Origin of the sequence: Rhodococcus sp. NPDC058532, assembly GCF_042719255.1 — a bacterium.
Taxonomy (GTDB): Bacteria; Actinomycetota; Actinomycetes; order Mycobacteriales; family Mycobacteriaceae; genus Rhodococcus_G.
Genome location: NZ_JBHXNU010000005.1, coordinates 163,746 through 180,503 on the forward strand (window position 1 = coordinate 163,746; position 16,758 = coordinate 180,503).

Annotated in this window: 21 protein-coding genes; 10 read left to right on the plus strand and 11 right to left on the minus strand. The window is 72.7% G+C overall.

Features of this window, described 5'->3' with window-relative positions:
* Positions 1–20 precede the first annotated feature (20 nt).
* The 6 genes from ACFWQG_RS08565 (at position 21) to ACFWQG_RS08590 (ending at position 3,298) form a co-directional block, all read left to right on the plus strand.
* The gene (locus ACFWQG_RS08565; protein WP_378507166.1) at positions 21–617 is read left to right on the plus strand and encodes a hypothetical protein; all 597 of its coding nucleotides are present in this window, start codon (positions 21–23) and stop codon (positions 615–617) included.
* Between the two features lie 8 nt (positions 618–625).
* On the plus strand, positions 626–1,264 hold the full coding sequence (locus ACFWQG_RS08570; protein ID WP_378507167.1) for an RES family NAD+ phosphorylase: 639 nt from the start codon (positions 626–628) through the stop codon (positions 1,262–1,264).
* Positions 1,265–1,336: 72 nt separating this feature from the next.
* Positions 1,337–1,876: a hypothetical protein gene (locus tag ACFWQG_RS08575; protein ID WP_378507168.1), complete on the plus strand. Its 540-nt coding sequence runs from the start codon at positions 1,337–1,339 to the stop codon at positions 1,874–1,876.
* Positions 1,877–1,934: 58 nt separating this feature from the next.
* A complete protein-coding gene (locus ACFWQG_RS08580) occupies positions 1,935–2,414 on the plus strand; it encodes a hypothetical protein (protein ID WP_378507169.1) in 480 nt (159 codons plus the stop codon).
* A complete protein-coding gene (locus ACFWQG_RS08585) occupies positions 2,411–2,767 on the plus strand; it encodes a hypothetical protein (RefSeq protein WP_378507170.1) in 357 nt (118 codons plus the stop codon). The genes ACFWQG_RS08580 and ACFWQG_RS08585 overlap by 4 nt, the downstream gene beginning before the upstream one ends.
* Before the next feature lie 78 nt (positions 2,768–2,845).
* Positions 2,846–3,298 carry a VOC family protein gene (locus tag ACFWQG_RS08590; RefSeq protein WP_378507171.1) on the plus strand — a complete coding sequence of 151 codons (453 nt, stop codon included), beginning with the start codon at positions 2,846–2,848 and terminating at the stop codon, positions 3,296–3,298.
* 9 nt (positions 3,299–3,307) lie between these two features.
* Here ACFWQG_RS08590 and ACFWQG_RS08595 read toward each other — a convergent pair whose 3' ends face one another.
* The 6 genes from ACFWQG_RS08595 to ACFWQG_RS08620 form a co-directional block, all read right to left on the minus strand.
* Complete coding sequence (locus ACFWQG_RS08595) at positions 3,308–4,252, minus strand: diiron oxygenase (protein ID WP_378507172.1); 945 nt, start codon at positions 4,250–4,252, stop codon at positions 3,308–3,310.
* On the minus strand, positions 4,249–5,121 hold the full coding sequence (locus ACFWQG_RS08600) for a prephenate dehydrogenase dimerization domain-containing protein (protein WP_378507173.1): 873 nt from the start codon (positions 5,119–5,121) through the stop codon (positions 4,249–4,251). Before ACFWQG_RS08600 ends, ACFWQG_RS08595 begins: the two co-directional genes overlap by 4 nt.
* Positions 5,118–7,193, minus strand: coding sequence for an aminodeoxychorismate synthase component I (gene pabB / locus ACFWQG_RS08605; protein WP_378507174.1), 2,076 nt, complete (start codon positions 7,191–7,193; stop codon positions 5,118–5,120). Before pabB ends, ACFWQG_RS08600 begins: the two co-directional genes overlap by 4 nt.
* A 9-nt stretch (positions 7,194–7,202) precedes the next feature.
* Positions 7,203–7,556, minus strand: a complete 354-nt coding sequence (locus ACFWQG_RS08610) for a chorismate mutase family protein (RefSeq protein WP_378507175.1) — start codon at positions 7,554–7,556, stop codon at positions 7,203–7,205.
* A gap of 123 nt (positions 7,557–7,679) precedes the next feature.
* On the minus strand, positions 7,680–8,477 hold the full coding sequence (locus tag ACFWQG_RS08615; RefSeq protein WP_378507176.1) for an MBL fold metallo-hydrolase: 798 nt from the start codon (positions 8,475–8,477) through the stop codon (positions 7,680–7,682).
* Entirely contained in the window at positions 8,470–9,915 is a 1,446-nt protein-coding gene (locus ACFWQG_RS08620; RefSeq protein WP_378507177.1) for a flavin-containing monooxygenase, read from the minus strand. The genes ACFWQG_RS08615 and ACFWQG_RS08620 overlap by 8 nt, the downstream gene beginning before the upstream one ends.
* Positions 9,916–10,009: 94 nt before the next feature.
* Here ACFWQG_RS08620 and ACFWQG_RS08625 point away from each other — a divergent pair, with 94 nt between their 5' ends.
* Positions 10,010–12,004 (plus strand): alkaline phosphatase family protein, encoded by a 1,995-nt coding sequence (locus ACFWQG_RS08625; protein WP_378507178.1) that lies wholly within the window; start codon positions 10,010–10,012, stop codon positions 12,002–12,004.
* A gap of 27 nt (positions 12,005–12,031) precedes the next feature.
* On the opposite strand, the gene ACFWQG_RS08630 is transcribed toward ACFWQG_RS08625, so the two are convergent.
* Complete coding sequence (locus ACFWQG_RS08630) at positions 12,032–12,772, minus strand: GAF and ANTAR domain-containing protein (protein WP_378507179.1); 741 nt, start codon at positions 12,770–12,772, stop codon at positions 12,032–12,034.
* A 93-nt stretch (positions 12,773–12,865) separates the two neighbouring features.
* A complete protein-coding gene (locus tag ACFWQG_RS08635) occupies positions 12,866–13,594 on the minus strand; it encodes a GAF and ANTAR domain-containing protein (protein ID WP_378507180.1) in 729 nt (242 codons plus the stop codon).
* Between the two features lie 267 nt (positions 13,595–13,861).
* On the opposite strand from ACFWQG_RS08635, the gene ACFWQG_RS08640 reads away from it, so the two are divergent.
* The gene (locus tag ACFWQG_RS08640; protein WP_378507181.1) at positions 13,862–14,320 is read left to right on the plus strand and encodes an ATP-binding protein; all 459 of its coding nucleotides are present in this window, start codon (positions 13,862–13,864) and stop codon (positions 14,318–14,320) included.
* On the opposite strand, the gene ACFWQG_RS08645 is transcribed toward ACFWQG_RS08640, so the two are convergent.
* Entirely contained in the window at positions 14,304–14,477 is a 174-nt protein-coding gene (locus ACFWQG_RS08645) for a hypothetical protein (RefSeq protein WP_378507182.1), read from the minus strand. The two genes, ACFWQG_RS08640 and ACFWQG_RS08645, sit on opposite strands and share 17 nt — an antisense overlap.
* A 138-nt stretch (positions 14,478–14,615) precedes the next feature.
* Between ACFWQG_RS08645 and ACFWQG_RS08650 the strand changes: the two genes are divergently transcribed.
* Positions 14,616–15,029, plus strand: a complete 414-nt coding sequence (locus tag ACFWQG_RS08650; protein WP_378507183.1) for an ATP-binding protein — start codon at positions 14,616–14,618, stop codon at positions 15,027–15,029.
* Between the two features lie 74 nt (positions 15,030–15,103).
* Positions 15,104–15,811 (plus strand): SigB/SigF/SigG family RNA polymerase sigma factor, encoded by a 708-nt coding sequence (locus ACFWQG_RS08655; RefSeq protein WP_378507285.1) that lies wholly within the window; start codon positions 15,104–15,106, stop codon positions 15,809–15,811.
* 21 nt (positions 15,812–15,832) lie between these two features.
* Here the strand turns inward: ACFWQG_RS08655 and ACFWQG_RS08660 are convergent, their stop codons facing one another.
* Together ACFWQG_RS08660 and ACFWQG_RS08665 are read right to left on the minus strand one after the other, a co-directional pair.
* Positions 15,833–16,075: a CDGSH iron-sulfur domain-containing protein gene (locus tag ACFWQG_RS08660; RefSeq protein ID WP_378507184.1), complete on the minus strand. Its 243-nt coding sequence runs from the start codon at positions 16,073–16,075 to the stop codon at positions 15,833–15,835.
* The gene (locus ACFWQG_RS08665; RefSeq protein ID WP_378507185.1) at positions 16,056–16,757 is read right to left on the minus strand and encodes a methyltransferase; all 702 of its coding nucleotides are present in this window, start codon (positions 16,755–16,757) and stop codon (positions 16,056–16,058) included. Before ACFWQG_RS08665 ends, ACFWQG_RS08660 begins: the two co-directional genes overlap by 20 nt.
* Position 16,758 lies beyond the last annotated feature (1 nt).

Consider the following 16,758-nt stretch of genomic DNA (forward strand, 5'->3'; position numbering starts at 1 on the left):
TGGCACCCGAGGAGGCCGCCATGCTCGCCAACAAGGATCGCGTCCGCGACTCCATCCACGCCCTGTCCGACGAGGACCTCGTCGAGCTCGTTGCCGCGGAGATCTCCCGGCGGCCGACCCTGCGACCGGTCCGCGACGACGTCACGGCGCTGCTCGCGATGAGCCCGACGCTCGCGCTCCACCACGAGCGGGTGGTGACCAATCCCGCGGCCGCGGCCGTCGCCCGCACCCGAATCGTCACCGACGCCCTCGGCGCGATCGTCGACGCCAACGAGATGCTCGACTCCACGACCGTCAGCCGGGTGCTCGGCCGATCCGCCACCAGCCGCAACACCGCAAGTCGCCTTGCCGCGTCGGGCACCGTCGTCGCGCTGCCCGTCGGCGGGCAGAAGCTCTATCCGGCCTTCCAATTCGATGCCGCGCGCAAGCGGGTGCTGCCGATCGTCGCCGAGATCAATGCCCGCCTCGGCGCGAAGGATGACCCGTGGGGCGTCGCCTCCTGGTGGCTGACCCCGACCGCGTTCGCCGATGACCCCCGCCCGCCCGCCGAGCTCGCCGCCGCCGGCGGGCACGACGAGGACCTGCGCGACATGGCCGACGACCTGACCGCAGACTGAGCCGCGGCGTGACCTACCCGGATCCACCCGTACCGCTTCCCGCCGCCCGGATCACGACGATCGCGGCGGGTACCTCCCTCTGGCGGATTCACAGCGCCGCCCGCGGCGCGGCCGACCTGAATCCCGCCCCCCGGCCGCGACCACGCGTCGGAGGCCGGTACGACAGTCTCGACGGCTCGTATGCCTACCTGTACGTGGGCGACAGTCCGGCGGCCGCCGTCGCCGAGACGCTGTGCCGGAGCCTGCCCGTCGGCCAGTCACCCCGACTGATCCCGCGCGTGCGGATCGCGGGCCGGGTGCTGAGCGAACTGCAGACCACCCGCGCGGTGCGGGTGGTCGACCTGACCGGGACCGGAGCCGCCCGGATCAACGCCGAAGTGTGGCTCACCAAATGCGATCCGTCCGGCTACCTCCACACCCGGCGATGGGCTGCGGCCATTCTCGCCGCCAACCCGGACGCCGACGGCATCGGGTTCCGGCCCCGACACGACGAGAACACGCTGTCCTGGATGCTCGCCGCACCCCCGGACGTGCCCTCGCATCCGGCCGTCGTCGCGGTCGGCGGCGTCATCCCGTTGGACTCGGCCGACGGCCACCACCTGCTCGGCGCCCTGCTCACCCCGCACAACGCCGCGCTCGCACCCTGACGCCGTAATGAATTCCGTTGCGCGAACGAATAACCTGGCAGGACCATGCTTCATGACCAAGGGGAGGACATGATGAGTACTCGACTCGTGCGCCGGGCGGCCGCCGCGGCCGCCGTCACTGCCGGGCTGGCCACCGCGACCGTCGTCGGGGGTGGCGGGGTTGCGGCCGCGGACCCGGCACCGACCTCGACGACGATGACCTGCTCCAGCGCCAATCCGCTGTTCTGGGCGCCGCCGTTCACCTGGACCGTGCACGCCGCGTCGGGGGAGTCCCGCCCGCCGGGCGGCGAACTGGAACCGGCGATCCTGCTCAGCGGCGGCAACGAACTGCCGACGCCGCCCGGCGGCCTGATCCCGAGCATCGGCCCCAACTGGTACGGCACCCGCGTCCTCGTCGACTGGCGCAACACCACCACCGGCGCGTCCGGCCGCAGCGTCAGCGACGAGGCCGCCTGGCAGCAGAAGCCGGGCATCCCGATCAACCGCACCTGGACCGGCGTCGGGACCGTCGACTTCACCGTCACCGTGCAGACCGGCGCGGGCTGGTGGTTCGTCAATCCGCAGAACGCGGTGTGCACCGGCACGATCGCGGTGGTGCCGGGGCGCGGCTGACCATGGCCGATCCTGTCGGAAGCTCGACTTCCGCAGACTTTAGAAGTAGTTTAGATGCATGACGGTGGATGAAGTGTCGTTCTCCGACCTGCAACTGCGAGGGAAGGCGACGGTCGAACGGTTGCGGCGTTCGACCGCCCAGTCGCTGCTGGTGCGCCGTCGCGACGCCGAGGACCTGGTACTGACCACGGCGGCGCGGGCCGAGCTCGAGCACACCGCGGCGTCGGTGACGACGCGGATGTTCGTGGCGGTGATGCAACGTGACCCGCGGGCACGGGAGGTGGTGACCGATGTGCTGCCCGAGGTGTTCCCGTGGGTGGCGTTCCTGCCCCGCGACGACGTGCAGGAGTTCATCGTCGAGCTGGTCGCCACTTTGCGGGCGGCCGAGTCGCTCGACAACCCGACCCCGGTGGTGCACGTGATCGACGCCTGGCGGCACACCGCCGAAGCGTTCGCCGACCCAGAGCTGGCCGCGATCCTGGCCGCGGACACCGGCGACGACCTCGGCGAGGTTCCCGCGCCCGGCGACGCTGCGTGAGCCCGAAACGCGGCGACCGGGTCGCCCCGCCAGCGGACCCGGCCGGCGGGTGGGAGCTGCGGTTCGCCACCACCGACGCGGTCAAGGGCTGGGAGGCGCTGTGTCAGCAGGCGCAGGCGAACACCCTCGCCTGCTGGCGCGAGCTGCGGTCGCGTCCGGACACTCCCGCCCCGACCTCGCGACACCATCAGCTCAAGGGCTCGCTGGCGACCGCCGTGCACGGTGGGTCGGTGATGGAGCAGTGGCAGTACGAGGTCACTGCCGGCGGCCGCTTGTGGTATCTCGTCGATCCCGGTCGGCGCACCCTGTGGTTCAAGGCCGCGGGCACCGGACACCCCAAGGCCACGGAGTAGGACGATCTCCAGGCCGTGGGGCACGGCGCCCACGGCATGCCGGGAACGCAAGCAGCACAGACGCGTTAGCCTACAGGTATGCCCATTCGACTCGAGAACGTCGGCATCGCGGTCCGGGACCTCGACGAGGCGGTCGGCTTCTTCACCGACCTCGGCCTGACCGTCCTCGGGCGGGACACGGTCAGCGGCGAGTGGACCGACACCGCCGTCGGCCTCGACGGCAACCACGCCCGCATCGCGATGCTCCACACCCCCGACGGCACCGGACGCCTCGAACTCTTCGAGTACCTGCACCCCGATCCGATCGAGACGACACCCACCCGCCCCAACGAGATCGGCATGCACCGCGTCGCGTTCGCCGTCGACGACCTCGACGCCGCCCTCGCGACCGCCGCCCGGCACGGCTGCCACCCCCTGCGCGGCGTCGCAACCTACCGGGATCTCTACCGGCTGACCTACGTCCGCGGCCCCAGCGGCATCATCGTGATGCTCGCCGAGGACCTGACGCGCAGCGCCGCCCGCGACTCCTGAGCGTGCCGATCACGGACCTGGCACGGCGAACCGGTCAAGCAGGCGGTCAATCGCGGTGCAGTCCTGCAGGAATCGGCGCCGGTCGGGGTCGGCGGCGACCTCGCGCAGCATCGCGTCGGCGCCGGTCACGTTCTCGGCGTGCAGGATCGCCGACCACACCGACAGGTCGGTGGCGGTGAACGCGTCGACACCGGCGCGCAGCGCCGCGATCAGCGTGCCCCGGTCGCGGGCGTCGAGCCCCGCGTGCACCAGCACGAGCAGCTCCGCCGCCACCGACGCGTGCGCGCACTCGTCGCGGCGGTGCAGCGCGATGGTCGCCCGGTGCACCGGCTGGACCGTGTCGTCGTCGGCAATCAACGCCAGGTAGTCGCCGATCGACGTCTCCGCGACCGTCGCGTACGCCAGTGTGGTCAACGCGGCGGCGCGGGGCGTGTCCGCCGCGGCGACCGCGTCCCGGTGCCTGCGCACCAGCAGCGCGTCGGGGAGCGCCGCGTCCGGGAGCGGCCATCCGCGCCTGCGCCGGACCAGCGCGGACCCGTTCAGGTGCATCAGCGTGTGATACTCCTCGTCGACCATCGCCTGCAGCACCGATGCCCGCGCCGTGTCGGACAGGCCGGTGCCGAACGCATCCCGGAACAGCAACCCGAAACCCGGTGTCACCACGTCCTGCTCGACGTCCATCACGTTCTTGTTGTAGGCGATCCACGCCCACGACCGGATCCGCGCCCGCGCGGTCCCGTCGAGCCCCTCGTACACCGGATGCCCGGTGAACGGCAGCAGCGCCGCCGGGTAGTCGGCGCGGGCCGGGTCGAACAGGTCGTCCATCGTCGGCCCGTCCAGGTCGGGTTCGGTGCGCCGCACCGTCGCCCGCCGCGGCCAGCTCCGGACCAGGCCGCGGATCACCGCCGTCTCCACCGGATCGGCCGGATCGTGGGCGGGCAGCCTGCCGGTCATCGGACCGTCCCCTCGAACAGGCGCGCGCACAGGTCGGCGTACCCGGCGGCGTGGTCGGCGAGGGGTGCGCCCGCGTCGGCGAGCAGGCCGGCGAAGTCGCCCGGGTCGGCCGCCGCGGCGGCCGACAGCCGGGACACCGCCCGCGCCAACGCCTCCCGCGCCGCCGCCGCGCCCGGGTTCGCGACCTGCACGTCCCGGTACACCTCTGCGGTGCCGCCGGTGATCCGCGCGAGCAGCGCCGACAGCACCGCGAACGGCGGCGGCGCCAACGCGGCCGTCTCGTCGGCGTCCACCCCGAGGTCGGCCAGCGCCAACCCGAACGAGAGCACCGCGGCGTGGGTGAGGGCCTGCATCGCCGCGCACACCCGATCGTGCCGGTCCGCGGTCGTCGGCCGCACCCGCGCGCCCCACGACCGCAGCTCCGCGAGCACCGTGTCCGCCGCGCCGCCGCCGCGGTGGATCACGGCCGCGACCGGGCGTCCCGGCATCGCCAACGACGGCGCGAACATCGGGTTGATCCCGAGCACCGCGACCCCGTCGCCCCAGGGGAGGGAATCGACCCGGTCGGCGAACCGGGACTTCACCGACAGGGTCTCCACCAGCACCGACCCGGGCCGCAGCAGCGGGGCCACCGATGCGGCCGCCGCCAGCGCCACCCCCTCCGGGACCGCGAGGACCAGCACGTCCGCCGAGCGGATCAGCCGCTGCACCGGTGGCGGCGGGCGACGGATGTCGCCGCCGGGACCGTCCCGGACGTCGACCGCGACCACCGACGCGCCGTCCCCGGTCCACGAGCGCGCCAGCAGCGCCCCGACCGCACCCGCACCGCCGGCGACGACCACGGTCCTGCCCGCGGCCGGACCGGTCACGGCCCCTCGCCGGCCACGGACAGGCACCGCCGCATCGACAGCGCCTTCACCATCGTCTCCTCGAACTCGTCCTCCGGGTCCGACAGCGCGACGATCGCGCCGCCGACCCCGAACGTCACCGTCGCGCCCGCGGCGACCATCGTGCGGATCACGATCGAGAAGTCCGCGGTCCCGGACAGCGAGAAGTAGCCGATCGCACCGGAGTACACCCCGCGCGGGCCCGCCTCGAGCTTGTCGATGATCTCCATCGTCCGCACCTTCGGCGCCCCGGTCATCGACCCGCCGGGGAACGCGGCCCGCACGCACGCCACCGTCGACGTCCCCGCGCGCAGGGTGCCGCGCACCGTCGACACCAGCTGATGCACCGGGGTGTACGTCTCGACGTCGAACAGCGACGGCACGTGCACCGACCCCGGAACACACACCCGGGACAGGTCGTTGCGAACCAGGTCGACGATCATCAGGTTCTCGGCCCGGTCCTTCTCGCTGAGCAGCAGGTCGCGGCGCAGCGCGCGATCCAGGTCCGGGTCGGCCGAGCGGGGGCGGGTGCCCTTGATCGGTTTCGACTCCACCGTCCGGTCCGCCCGCACCCGCAGGAAGCGTTCCGGGGACGCGCTGAGCACGGACGCGCCCGCGAACTGCAGCAACGCCCCGTACGGCATGGGGCTGATCTCCCGCAGGCACGAGTACCCGGCCAGCGGGTCGAGGGCGCGGTGCACGGTCGCCGCGTTGGTCAGGCACACCTCGTACGTCTCGCCGGACCGGATCTCCGACATGCACTGCTCGATCAACCGCAGGTAGGTGTCCCGGTCGTGCCGGAACACGATCGGCACGTCCGCGGCCGCGGGCACCAGCGGGGGAGCGGCCGCGGGGGCACCGCCCGCACCGCCGCCGTCGGCGACGTCGACGACGGTCGCGGCCGTCTTCCGCAGCCAGCGGTCGGTGTCGGGGTCGGCGGTCCCGTCGTCGAGGGCCAGCAGGTGCACGCACCCACCGTCGTGGTCGACGACCACCGCCCGGTCCGCGAACACGACGGCGGCGTCGTCCCGTTCGGAGGCGTGCGCCAGCTGACCGCAGGTGTCGGCCTTCAGCTCGTACCCGAGATAGCCGACGTAGCCGAGGCAGAAGCCGAACGGCAGGTCCGACCGGGGCGGGACCGCGCGCACCCGCAACTGCTCCTCGAGGTAGTCGAACAGGGTGCTCCGCACCTCCTCCGTCGATCCGTCCGAACGATGCACCCGCACCGTCGTTTCCGTCACCCGGTAGGTGACGTACTCGGCGCGCGGTCCGGAGGCATCGCCCAGCACGGAGAACCGGCCGTCGGCGGAGGCCGCGGCGGACCCGTCGAGCCAGAATCCGTTGGGCCCCGCCGCGAAGAGCCGCGCGTACAGCGCCTCCGCGTCGACGGCCCGGTCGACGCGGACGCTGCGCACCCGGTACCGGTGATCGGGCACCGCGGCGGCGGGCTCGGGATCGGGCGGGCGGGCTGGCGGCCGCGACCGGATCGGTGTCAGCGCCGCGAAGTTGCCGAGCAGGGCGCGTCCGTGCTCGGTGCAGATCGACTCCGGATGGAACTGCACCCCCCACAGCGGTCGCTCCCGGTGCCGCACGCCCATCAGCACGCCGTCCTCCGCCCACGCCGTCGGCGCGAGGTCCGGCGGCAGGTCGACCGCCGCCAACGAGTGGTAGCGCACCGCACGGAACGGCGACGGGAGGCCAGCGAACAGGTCGCTACCGTCGTGCCGGATCACGCTGATCCGCCCGTGCCGCGGCTCCGGCGCCGCGATCACCCGCCCCCCGAACAGGTGCACCAGCCCCTGATGCCCGAGGCACACCCCGAGCACCGGCAGGCCGCTCTCCCGCAGCGCCTGCGCGCTGATCCCGAAGTCCCGGAATCGGTCCGGCCGGCCCGGCCCCGGCGAGATCACCACATTGTCGAAGTCCGACAGCCGCACCGACGCCCAGGACGCGTCGTTTGTGAGCACCGTCGGCGGTTGCCCGTTCACCTCGGCCAGCAGCGCGTAGAGGTTGTAGGTGAACGAGTCGTAGTTGTCGATCAGCAAGGTCCGCATCGCGCCCCCTCAGTCCCGATCGGACTCCGGCACCAGGACCGAGCCGGGTGCCGCCTCGGCGATCACCCGGTCCTCGACCCGGCAGGTCTCCGCGATCAGCAGGTCGTACACCGCTCGAAGAAACTGGGGCGACAGGTCGTGGCGCGCTGCGTAGCTGCGCGCGTGCTCGTGCACCGCCCCCATCCGGTGCGGCTGCACCACCGGGATCGAATGCCGCCGTTTCACCAGGGCGATCCGGGTGCAGATCTCGATTCGCTCCCGGATCGTGTCGAGGAGTCGGTCGTCGACGCCGTCCAGTTCGGCCCGCAGGCCCGCCAGCTCACCGTCTCCGGGACGAGCATTCACACCGGCCGAATCACTCATGCTCGGTACCACCTTGCGCTGTCCGAAACAGATTCCCGACCAGTTCGATGCTGCCACCGTTTCCCGGTGGCCGCGGCCCGAGCCGGTTACCCCCAGGTCACGATTCGCAAACCCTGCGCGCGGTCACCGCACCCGCAGGCGCTGCCCCGGCGCCAACTCCACCGCCCTCATGCCCTCGGCGGCGACCCGGCGGACCAGGTCGCCGCCCGGCTCGGTGAACCGGCGCGGCCGAACCGCGTCCATCCCGATCGGCCACAGCGTCCCGAAGTGCACCGGCACCGTCAACGCCGCGGACACCAGCCGCGCCGCCCGGGACGCCGACGCCGGATCCAGATGTCCCGGACCGAGATTCGGCCCCCACCCGCCCACCGGCAGCAGCGCGAGATCGCAGGCGGGCACCCACGCCGCGATCCCCGGATCGAGCGCGGTGTCGCCGGCAAAATAGGTGGTCACCGCCCCCTCGATCACGTACCCGACCGCCCGGACCCGCGGACCCCGCGGCCACCGCCGCCCGTCGTGGTCGGCGGGCACCGCCCGCACCGTGACCGTGCCCACCGTCGCCTGCTCGCCCGGCGCCAACTCGACCAGCCGATCCCCGAATCGGCGCAGTCCGGCAAACGCGTCCACCGCCCCGCGCGGCACCACGATCGGGACCCGCCCGTCGAGCAGCCGCAGCGACGGAACGTGGGTGTGGTCGGCGTGCAGGTGGGAGAGCAGCACCGCGTCCGGCCGGGTCGGGGGATCCGCCCCGCGCAGCGGGTCCGGTCCGCGGCGCCGCCGCAGATGCCCGACGCGGGAGGTGAGCACCGGGTCGGTCAGCAGCGTCGTCGGCCCGTCCTCGAGCAGGACCGTCGCGTGCCCGACCCACCGGACCGCGGCCGACGGACCGCGCGCGGACGCTCCCGCCGCGCGGTCAGTCACGCGAAAACACCATCGCCTCGTCTGTCACCGGGCCGTACCGCAACGCCAGCACGTCGAGCGGATAGTTCTGGTGCAGCCGCCACGGCGCGCGGTCGCCCTGGCGGGGGAACCGGTCGATGCCGCGCCGGATGTACCCGGAGCTGAAGTCGATCGCGGGCAGGCGCCGCATCGCGGGATCCCCGGTGCCGGGCGTGCAGCGCCGATACCCGTGCTCACTCATGTGGGCCAGCAGCCGGCAGACGTAGGTGGCCGTCAGATCGCATTTGAGGGTCCACGACGCGTTGGTGTACCCGATGCAGAACGCCAGGTTGGGCACCCCGCCGATCATCATGCCCTTGTAGGCCACCGTCGACGACAACGCCACCTCCGCCCCGTCGACGGTCAGGGTGAGGCCGCCGAGCGGCAACAGGTCGAGCCCGGTCGCGGTCACCACCACGTCCGCGGGCAGCTCCGCACCCGACCCCAGCCGGATCCCAGTCTCGGTGAACGACTTGACGGTGTCGGTGACCACCGACGCCGACCCCGACCGGAGGGCCGCGAACAGGTCCCCGTCCGGGACGAAGCACATCCGCTGATCCCACGGGTCGTATCGCGGCGTGAAGTGCCGCAGGTCGAAGCCGGGTCCGAGCGCCGACCGCACCCCCCTGCGCAGCAGCCCCTTCACCACCTCCGGCCTGCGCCTGCTCAGCTCGTAGAACACCGCCATCCGCAGCACGTTCTTCCACCGGATCAGCGGGTAGACCCACCTGTCCGGCAGCACCGTCCGCAGCCGCCGCGCCAGCGTGTCCCGCGCGGGCAACGACAGCACGTAGCTGGGGGAGCGCTGCAGCATCGTCACGTGCGCCGCCCTCGCCGCCATCGCGGGCACCAGCGTCACCGCGGTCGCGCCGCTGCCGATGACCACCACCCGCTTGCCGGTGTAGTCGAGCGTCTCGTCCCAGTGCTGCGGGTCCGCGACCGCGCCCCGGAACCCGTCCATGCCGGGGAACCGCGGACGATACCCGCCGCGGTAGTCGTAGTAGCCGCTGCACACGAACAGGAACCCGCAGGTGAACTCCACCGGGCCGTGGTGGTCCGCGGTGACCGTCCAGCGGGCCGTCGCCGAGTCCCACCGGGCCGCAACCACCCGGTGCCCGAACCGGATCCACTCCTGTACGTCGTACTCCGCCGCCGTCTCCCGGACGTAGTCGAGGATGGCGGCGCCGTCGGCGATCGCCATCGCATCGGTCCACGGCCGGAACGAGTAGCCGAGGGTGTACATGTCGGAGTCCGAGCGCACCCCGGGATACCGGAACAGGTCCCAGGTGCCGCCGATCCGGTCCCGCGCCTCCAGCACCGCCACCGAGGTTCCCGGCCGGTCCCGCCGCAGATGGCAGGCCGCCCCGACACCGGACAGACCGGCACCCACGATCAGCACGTCGACGTGTTCGATCGCCATCGCAATTCACCCTTTCCGGGTGCGGGCATTCGTCGTGCCTCGACGGTAGCACCGGCCCGCCCGCCTACGATCCGACGAAGAAGGAGGTCCGTCGATGCGTGCTGTGCGGTCCGCGGCCCGATCCGCCACCGAATTCGCGGTGCTGTGGCTGATCTCCGCGCTGGCGTTGGTGCTCACGGACCTCGCGCTGCCGGGTGTCCGCCTCCACGCGGTGCCCGGCGGCGGCCCCCTCTCGACCGTGCCCGCGGCGCTGCTGCTCGCCCTGGTGTTCGGTGCGCTGTCGGTGATCCTGTGGCCGATCCTGGTGCGGGCGATGCTGTGGGTCGGGCCGGCGCTGCTGTTCATCGGCGCGTTCGCGGGCAACTGGCTGCTGATGGTGATCGCGGTGTGGCTGGTCCCGCTCGCCGCCGTGGACCGCGCCCGCGACCTGCTCGCGCTGTCCGTGGTGCTGTCCCTCGTCGGGTCCGTCGTCGCGGGCGCCCTCGCCTCCCGCCGCGACGACACCTACCGGATGATGTTGGTGCGGCGCCAACGATCCCGGCTGCGGCGCAGCGGACCGCCCGCCACCGGCTCCGACGATCCCGGGCTGCTGTGCATCCAGATCGACGGCCTCGGGCACGGCGTCCTGCGGCGCGCGATCCGCGACGGTGTCGTACCCCACCTGGCCGCCCTGGTGCACCAGCGCACCCACCGTCTGGTGCCCTGGCACACCGACTGGAGCAGCCAGACCGGGGCGAGCCAACTCGGAATCCTGTACGGCGACAACCACAACGTGCCCGCGTTCCGGTGGTACGACAAGACCCGGGATGCCGTCGCGGTGTTCAGCAACCCCGCCGACAACGCCGCCCGCGAGGTGGAACGGGCGCACCGCGGCGGGCTGCTCGCCGGCGGCGCCAGCCGCGGCAACCTCTTCACCGGCGGCGCCGACGACAACGTGCTCGTCGTCAGCCGGATGCGGGGCGCCCGAATGGGCGGCGGCGCCACCGGCTACGCCCACTACTTCGCCGACCCCGCGAGCGCGGCCCGCACCACCATCCGGCTGGTCGCGGAGGCGGTCCGTGAGGTCCGGCAGGCGCACCGTCAGCGCCGCGACGAGGTGACCCCGCGGATCCGGCGCGGCGGCCTGTACCCCCTGGTCCGCGCGTTCACCACCGTCGTCGAGACCGACGTCGTGGTCGCCGCCGTCATCGGCGACCTCATCGCGGGCCGCAGCCCGGTGTACGTCGACCTGGTCGGGTACGACGAGGTGTCGCACCACTCCGGCGTCGAACGGCCCGAAACCCTCGCCGTGCTCCGCAAACTCGACGCCGAGATCGGCATGATCGTCGCCGTCGCCGCGCAGGCCGCCCGCCCCTACCGGATCGTGGTGCTGTCCGACCACGGGCAGAGCCAGGGCCCGACGTTCTGGCAGCGCCACGGGGCAACCCTCGAGGAGGTGGTGCTGGCGGCGTGCGGGCAGCCGGGCACCGCGCCGCAGCCGGGCGTGATGGGCGCGACCGGCCGCGGCGCGGAGGGGCTCGGCTACGTGCAGGCCAGCCTGCGGATGCCCGCCCCGGCGGCCAGCGCGGCGGGGGACCCGCGGACGCCGGTGGTGCTCGCCTCCGGGAACCTCGGACTGGTCAGCTTCCCGCAGACCCCCGGCCGGGCGACCCGCGAATGGATCGACGCCCACCATCCGGGACTGCTGCCCGCCCTGACCGCACACCCCGGCATCGGGTTCGTCCTCGTCGCCCGGGACCACGGCGGGTCCGTCGTCCTCGGACCCGCGGGCAGCGTCGATGTCCGGGAGGGCGTGGTGACCGGGGAGGATCCGCTGGCCGGGTTCGGCCCCGGCACGCTGGACCGGATCCGCCGCACCGACGGCTTCGACAACGTCGCCGACCTGATGATCGGCGGCCGCTACCGACCGGACATCGGGGAGGTCGCCGCGTTCGAGGAGCAGGTCGGGTCGCACGGCGGGCTCGGCGGGCCGCAGACCGTGCCCTTCCTGCTGTACCCGGCGGACCTGCCCGCGCCGCCACAGCCGCTGCAGGGCGCCGAAGCCGTCCACGCGGTGCTCGCCGGGTGGCGCGACCTGGGTCGCCGGTGAGGGTGTCGCATCGAACCTGCGATCAGATCAGAGACGGGCCGTCAGCAACGTCGCAGGCGGCATCTCCCCGGTCACCACCGCGTGTGCGACGTCGGAGAGCCGGCTGCTCGTGCTGCGACTGTGGTCGCGGAGCACGTCGAACGCCTGTCCCATGTCGAGGCCACCGGCCTGCGCGAGGATGCCCTTCGCCTGCTCGATCGTCACCCGGTTGTTCAGCGCGGTCTGTAGCTGCTCGGTGAGGATCTCCGCACGTCGCAGCGCCCGCTCCTGCAAGATCCCGATCGTCGCGGTGTCGGCGAGCGCGCGGGCAACCTGGATGTCCTGCTCCGACAACCTCCCCGGCTGCGTGCCGAACAGGTTCAACGCACCAATCGTCTGCTGCCGCAACCGCAGCGGCAGCGCGTGCACCGACCGGAAGCCCTGGGCGACAGCCTCGGGCGCGAAGCGCGGCCACCGCTCGATCTCCGTCGTCAGGTCCCTCGCCGCGACCACCTCGCCGGTGGAGAACGCCTCCAGGCAGGGGCCCTCGTCGACCTGGATCTGGAAAAGTTCGAGCAGCCGCGTCCGCTCCGACGAGCACGCGAGCACCTGCAGGCCACCGCGCTGATCCGAGAGCAGCAGTCCCGCGGCTGCGGCGTCGAGCAGGTCGACGCAGTGGTTGACCAGCTGGTGCAGAATGTCGGCGATGTCGTAGTCGTCGACGAGCGTGTCCGCCATTTCCACAAAGGCGTGGACCAACCGCGACTCCCGGTCAGCACTGGAAGGCATTGTCATCTCCTGCCGCTTTGCCGGTGCACATGCCTCGCTGCGCCCCGAATCCCAGCGTAGTCGGGTTCGTGGGGGTCGGTGCTGGTCGAATGGTCACGTATCCATGTCCTCAAGGTTCAGTTGACGGGTGGTGACGTCACGGGCGACCGCCTCGACGAGGCGGCCGTTGGCGAAGGCGTAGCCGCGCAGCCGCGCCAACGCCGCGCCAACCGAGATCTGATACCGGGCGACGAGCATTCCGGTGGCTTGATGGACGACGTCGGTGTTGTGCGACATGTCAGCGAACCAATGGTGTTCCGGCATCCCCGGTTCGGTGCCGAGCCCGAGCACCGCGAGGGTGATGACGTCGACCACCTGCAGCGCGACCGCCAGTTCGTCGGTGTCCAGCCACCCAGCGGCGGTGCGGTACAGGTCCATCGATCCAAGAACGAGCGCACCGGATTGCAGCGGGAACGCGAAGATGGCCGCGACCGGGAGCGCGCCGACCTCGCCTGCGAACACCGGCCACCCCCCGGCGGTCCGCGCCGCCAGGTCGGGCACCAGAACCGGCCCCCTGGCCCGGACTGATTCCAGGCTCGGGCCCTCCCCGAGCGAGAATTGCAGCGCCTCGATTTCCGCGGCCAGCGGATCGCTCGCATACAACGTCTGACGATGCCCGGCAGCGGTGGTCATCACCACCGACATCCCGTCCACCGCGAGGACGTCGAGGCAGTCGGAACAGGTACGGAGCAGCGCCTGCAACGGATCGACCCGCGCGCGCAGCGCCGCGGTCAGCGAGTCGCGGATCGCCGCGACCGGGTTCCGGCTTCCGGGGGCGGTCACCGGAGGCCGACCGGCGGCCGTTGCGGTGCGGCGACCACAGGCATCGCGCACCTCCGTCGTGTCGGTCCGAAGCGAGCCGACCGTGGGACACTCCCGGCATCGAGGCTACCGAACCCGCATCCGTTCGGCGCCTCGCCTGGCCGGCAGCACATCGGGTTTATCGGCCGCCCCACCCGGGTACGCCCCATCGAAGCGTCGCGGCACGTCAGGGGAGCGGTTCTCGCCGAGGGGACGCACCGCTCCGCGCATCGAGGTGAGGGTGGCGGCATGCCGGCGAACGGCCCGGTACGAACCGGAAGGTGGACCACCGCGTCCGTGGAGGTCCGGGTGGGTGGCGGCTTCGAGGAACTGCCGCTGCTGCGTGCGGTCACCGAAGCCGTGGCGCTGCTCGGCGACTTCACCCTCGACGAGGTGTCGGACGTGACGCTGGCGGTGGACGAGGTGTGTTCGGTGCTGATCCGGGACGCCCTTCCCGGCGCCGAACTGGTGTGCCGACTCACCCCCACCGTCGGCGCGCTGCGCGTCGGCGTGTCGACGGACACCGCGACCGATCACCATCCCGACGAACGCACCTTTGGCTGGCACGTGCTGCGCACCCTCACCGACAACCTCAGTGCGCATCGATATCCACTCGACCCCAACGGGTTTCGCACCGACGTCGGATTCGTCAAGACCGGGGACGGCGGCGGTCCGCCGACCCCGCCGTTCGTCACGCCATCTGGTTGAGCCACGCGATCAGCAGCAACCCGACGATCACGAACCCGATCACCAGCGCTCCGAGCCGCAGCAGGTGCGGCCAGCTGTCGTTGACCCGCCGGTCGGCGTTCTCCCCGCGGCCGGTCGGCTGGTCGGCCTGCTCGTCTGGTCCCTGATCGGTAGCCACCACCCGATCGTGGCCCTGCCCGCGGGTCGGCGCCACCCCGGACCCGTCAACGCCCGCGACCGACGGCCTCCGCGGCGGTAGCCTTGGCGCGACCACAGTCCACCTGCAGGGACGGGGGTACGGATGTCGAAAGGTGACGTGACACGGCCGGGTGCGGTGGTGCCGCGATACCCGGTCGAGGTGCGGGTCCGCGCCGATCTGGGGGAGCTGCCGGTGCTCCGTGCGATGGCCGAAACCGTCGCCCTGCTCGGAGGGTTCACCCTCGACGATGCGGCCGATGTGAAGCTGGCGGTCGACGAGGTGTGCTCGGCCCTGATCGGGGACGCGCTCCCCGGGGCCGACCTGAGCTGCCGGTTGCACGCCGCCACCGGTGCGCTCCGAGTGCGGGCGTGGACCGACACCGCGTCGGACCGCCATCCCGACGAGCGCGGCTTCGTATGGCACGTGCTGCGCGCGCTCACCGATGCGATCGACGTGACGCGGGAACCGCTCGCGGCGGGCGGGTTCCGCACCCGCGTCGAGTTCGTCCGATCGAGGGGTGGCGACGCCTAGTGGAGGTCGCCGGCCGCGGACGCGACCCGAACCCATCCGACTCCTACGACGACCTGACCGACCTGTTCGAGCGGATGCGCCGGGAACCGGAGCAGGCGAGCGCCGTCCGCGACGAGATCATCACTCGCGCACTGCCGCTGGCCGAACACATCGCCCGGCGCTTCCGCGGCCGGGGCGAAGCGCAGGACGACCTGATCCAGGTGGCGCGACTCGGCCTGCTCAGCGCCGTCGACCGCTTCGACGTCGACCGGGGGACGGACTTCATCGCCTTCGCGGTCCCCACGATCATGGGGGAGATCCGGCACCACTTCCGGGACGCCGGCTGGTCGATGCGGGTGCCGCGGAAGCTGAAGGACCTGCACCTCGCGATCGCGCGCGCCGTGGAAACCCTGTCGCAGACCCTCGGCCGGTCCCCGTCTGCGGGCGAGATCGCGCGGGAGATCGGCGTCGACCCGGTCGAGGTGGCGGAGGGTCTCCTGGCCAGCTCCGCCTACCAGACGGTGTCGATCGACGCGGGCGCCAGGGACGGCGACGCCGAGGCCCCGCTGCTCGACGCCCTCGGCGAGGACGACGACGCGCTCGAGAACGTCGAGGGACTCGTCACGATCGCGCCTGCCGTGAACAGACTCCCCGAACGGGAACGCACCATCCTCGTGCTCCGCTTCTTCAGCGGACTTACCCAGACGCAGATCGCGGAGCGGCTGGGGATCTCGCAGATGCACGTCTCCCGCCTGCTGGCCCGCACCCTCGCCGACCTTCGTGCCGACCTGTCCGACGACTGATCATTCGCAGCGCGCGCCATATCAGCCTCCGTCGTCGCGCCGGCGGTGGGCGAGCGCTCGATGGCTGGTGTCGCAGAGCGGGTGGATCGAACTGCGCAGGCAGCGGCACACGGCGACAACGAACCGGTCCGCCACCACGACCCGGCCGTCGTCGGTGGTGATCCGCACCGGACCCCGCACCAGCACCGGGCCGCCCGGCACGCGCCGGAGCACCTCCGCCTCCGGCGAGTTCCATTCGGGCGGGTCATCCCGCCGGCCGGTCACCACGAATCACCACCACCTCTTCCCAGGCCTGTCCCGCCGCGATGAGCCCGTGCGCGGTCAGCGCCGCCGCCCTGCTGCGCATCACCGGCCCAAACGGAATCAGAGCCCGCCGCACCCGGCCCGCGCGCACCCCGTTGGCTCGCAGTTCGGCGAGCGTCCGTTCGGGGTCGGTGACCTCGGAGTGCACGATCAGCAGCACGCCGCCGGGCCGCAGCAGCGCCCGGGCCTCCCGGCACAGCGGCCCGACGACGTCCCTGCCGTCCGGGCCCGCATCCCAGCAGCCCGACCGGCGCGCGGAGTCCCCGGCGCCGACCGGGACGTAGGGCGGGTTCGCCAGCACGACGTCGTACGGCCCGCAGCGGCGGGCGACGTCGAGACCGCCGCGGCGCACCTCGATCGGTAGCCGCCGCAGGCGGGCGTTGGTCCACGCCGACACCGCCGCCCGCACCGAGACGTCGACGGCGACGACCCGGTCGGCACCGCGCCGCGCGGCGGCCACCGCGACCGCGCCGGATCCCGTGCAGTAGTCCAGGACGCGGGATCCGCGGGGGAGGGTGAGCGACGCGAGCGCCGCACACAACAGGTGGGTGTCCTCCTGCGGCCGGTACACGCCGGGCAGGCGCACGATCCGGTCGGGGCCGGGCCGAACGGTGTCCGGCCGGGGGCCGTTGCGCACGGTCATC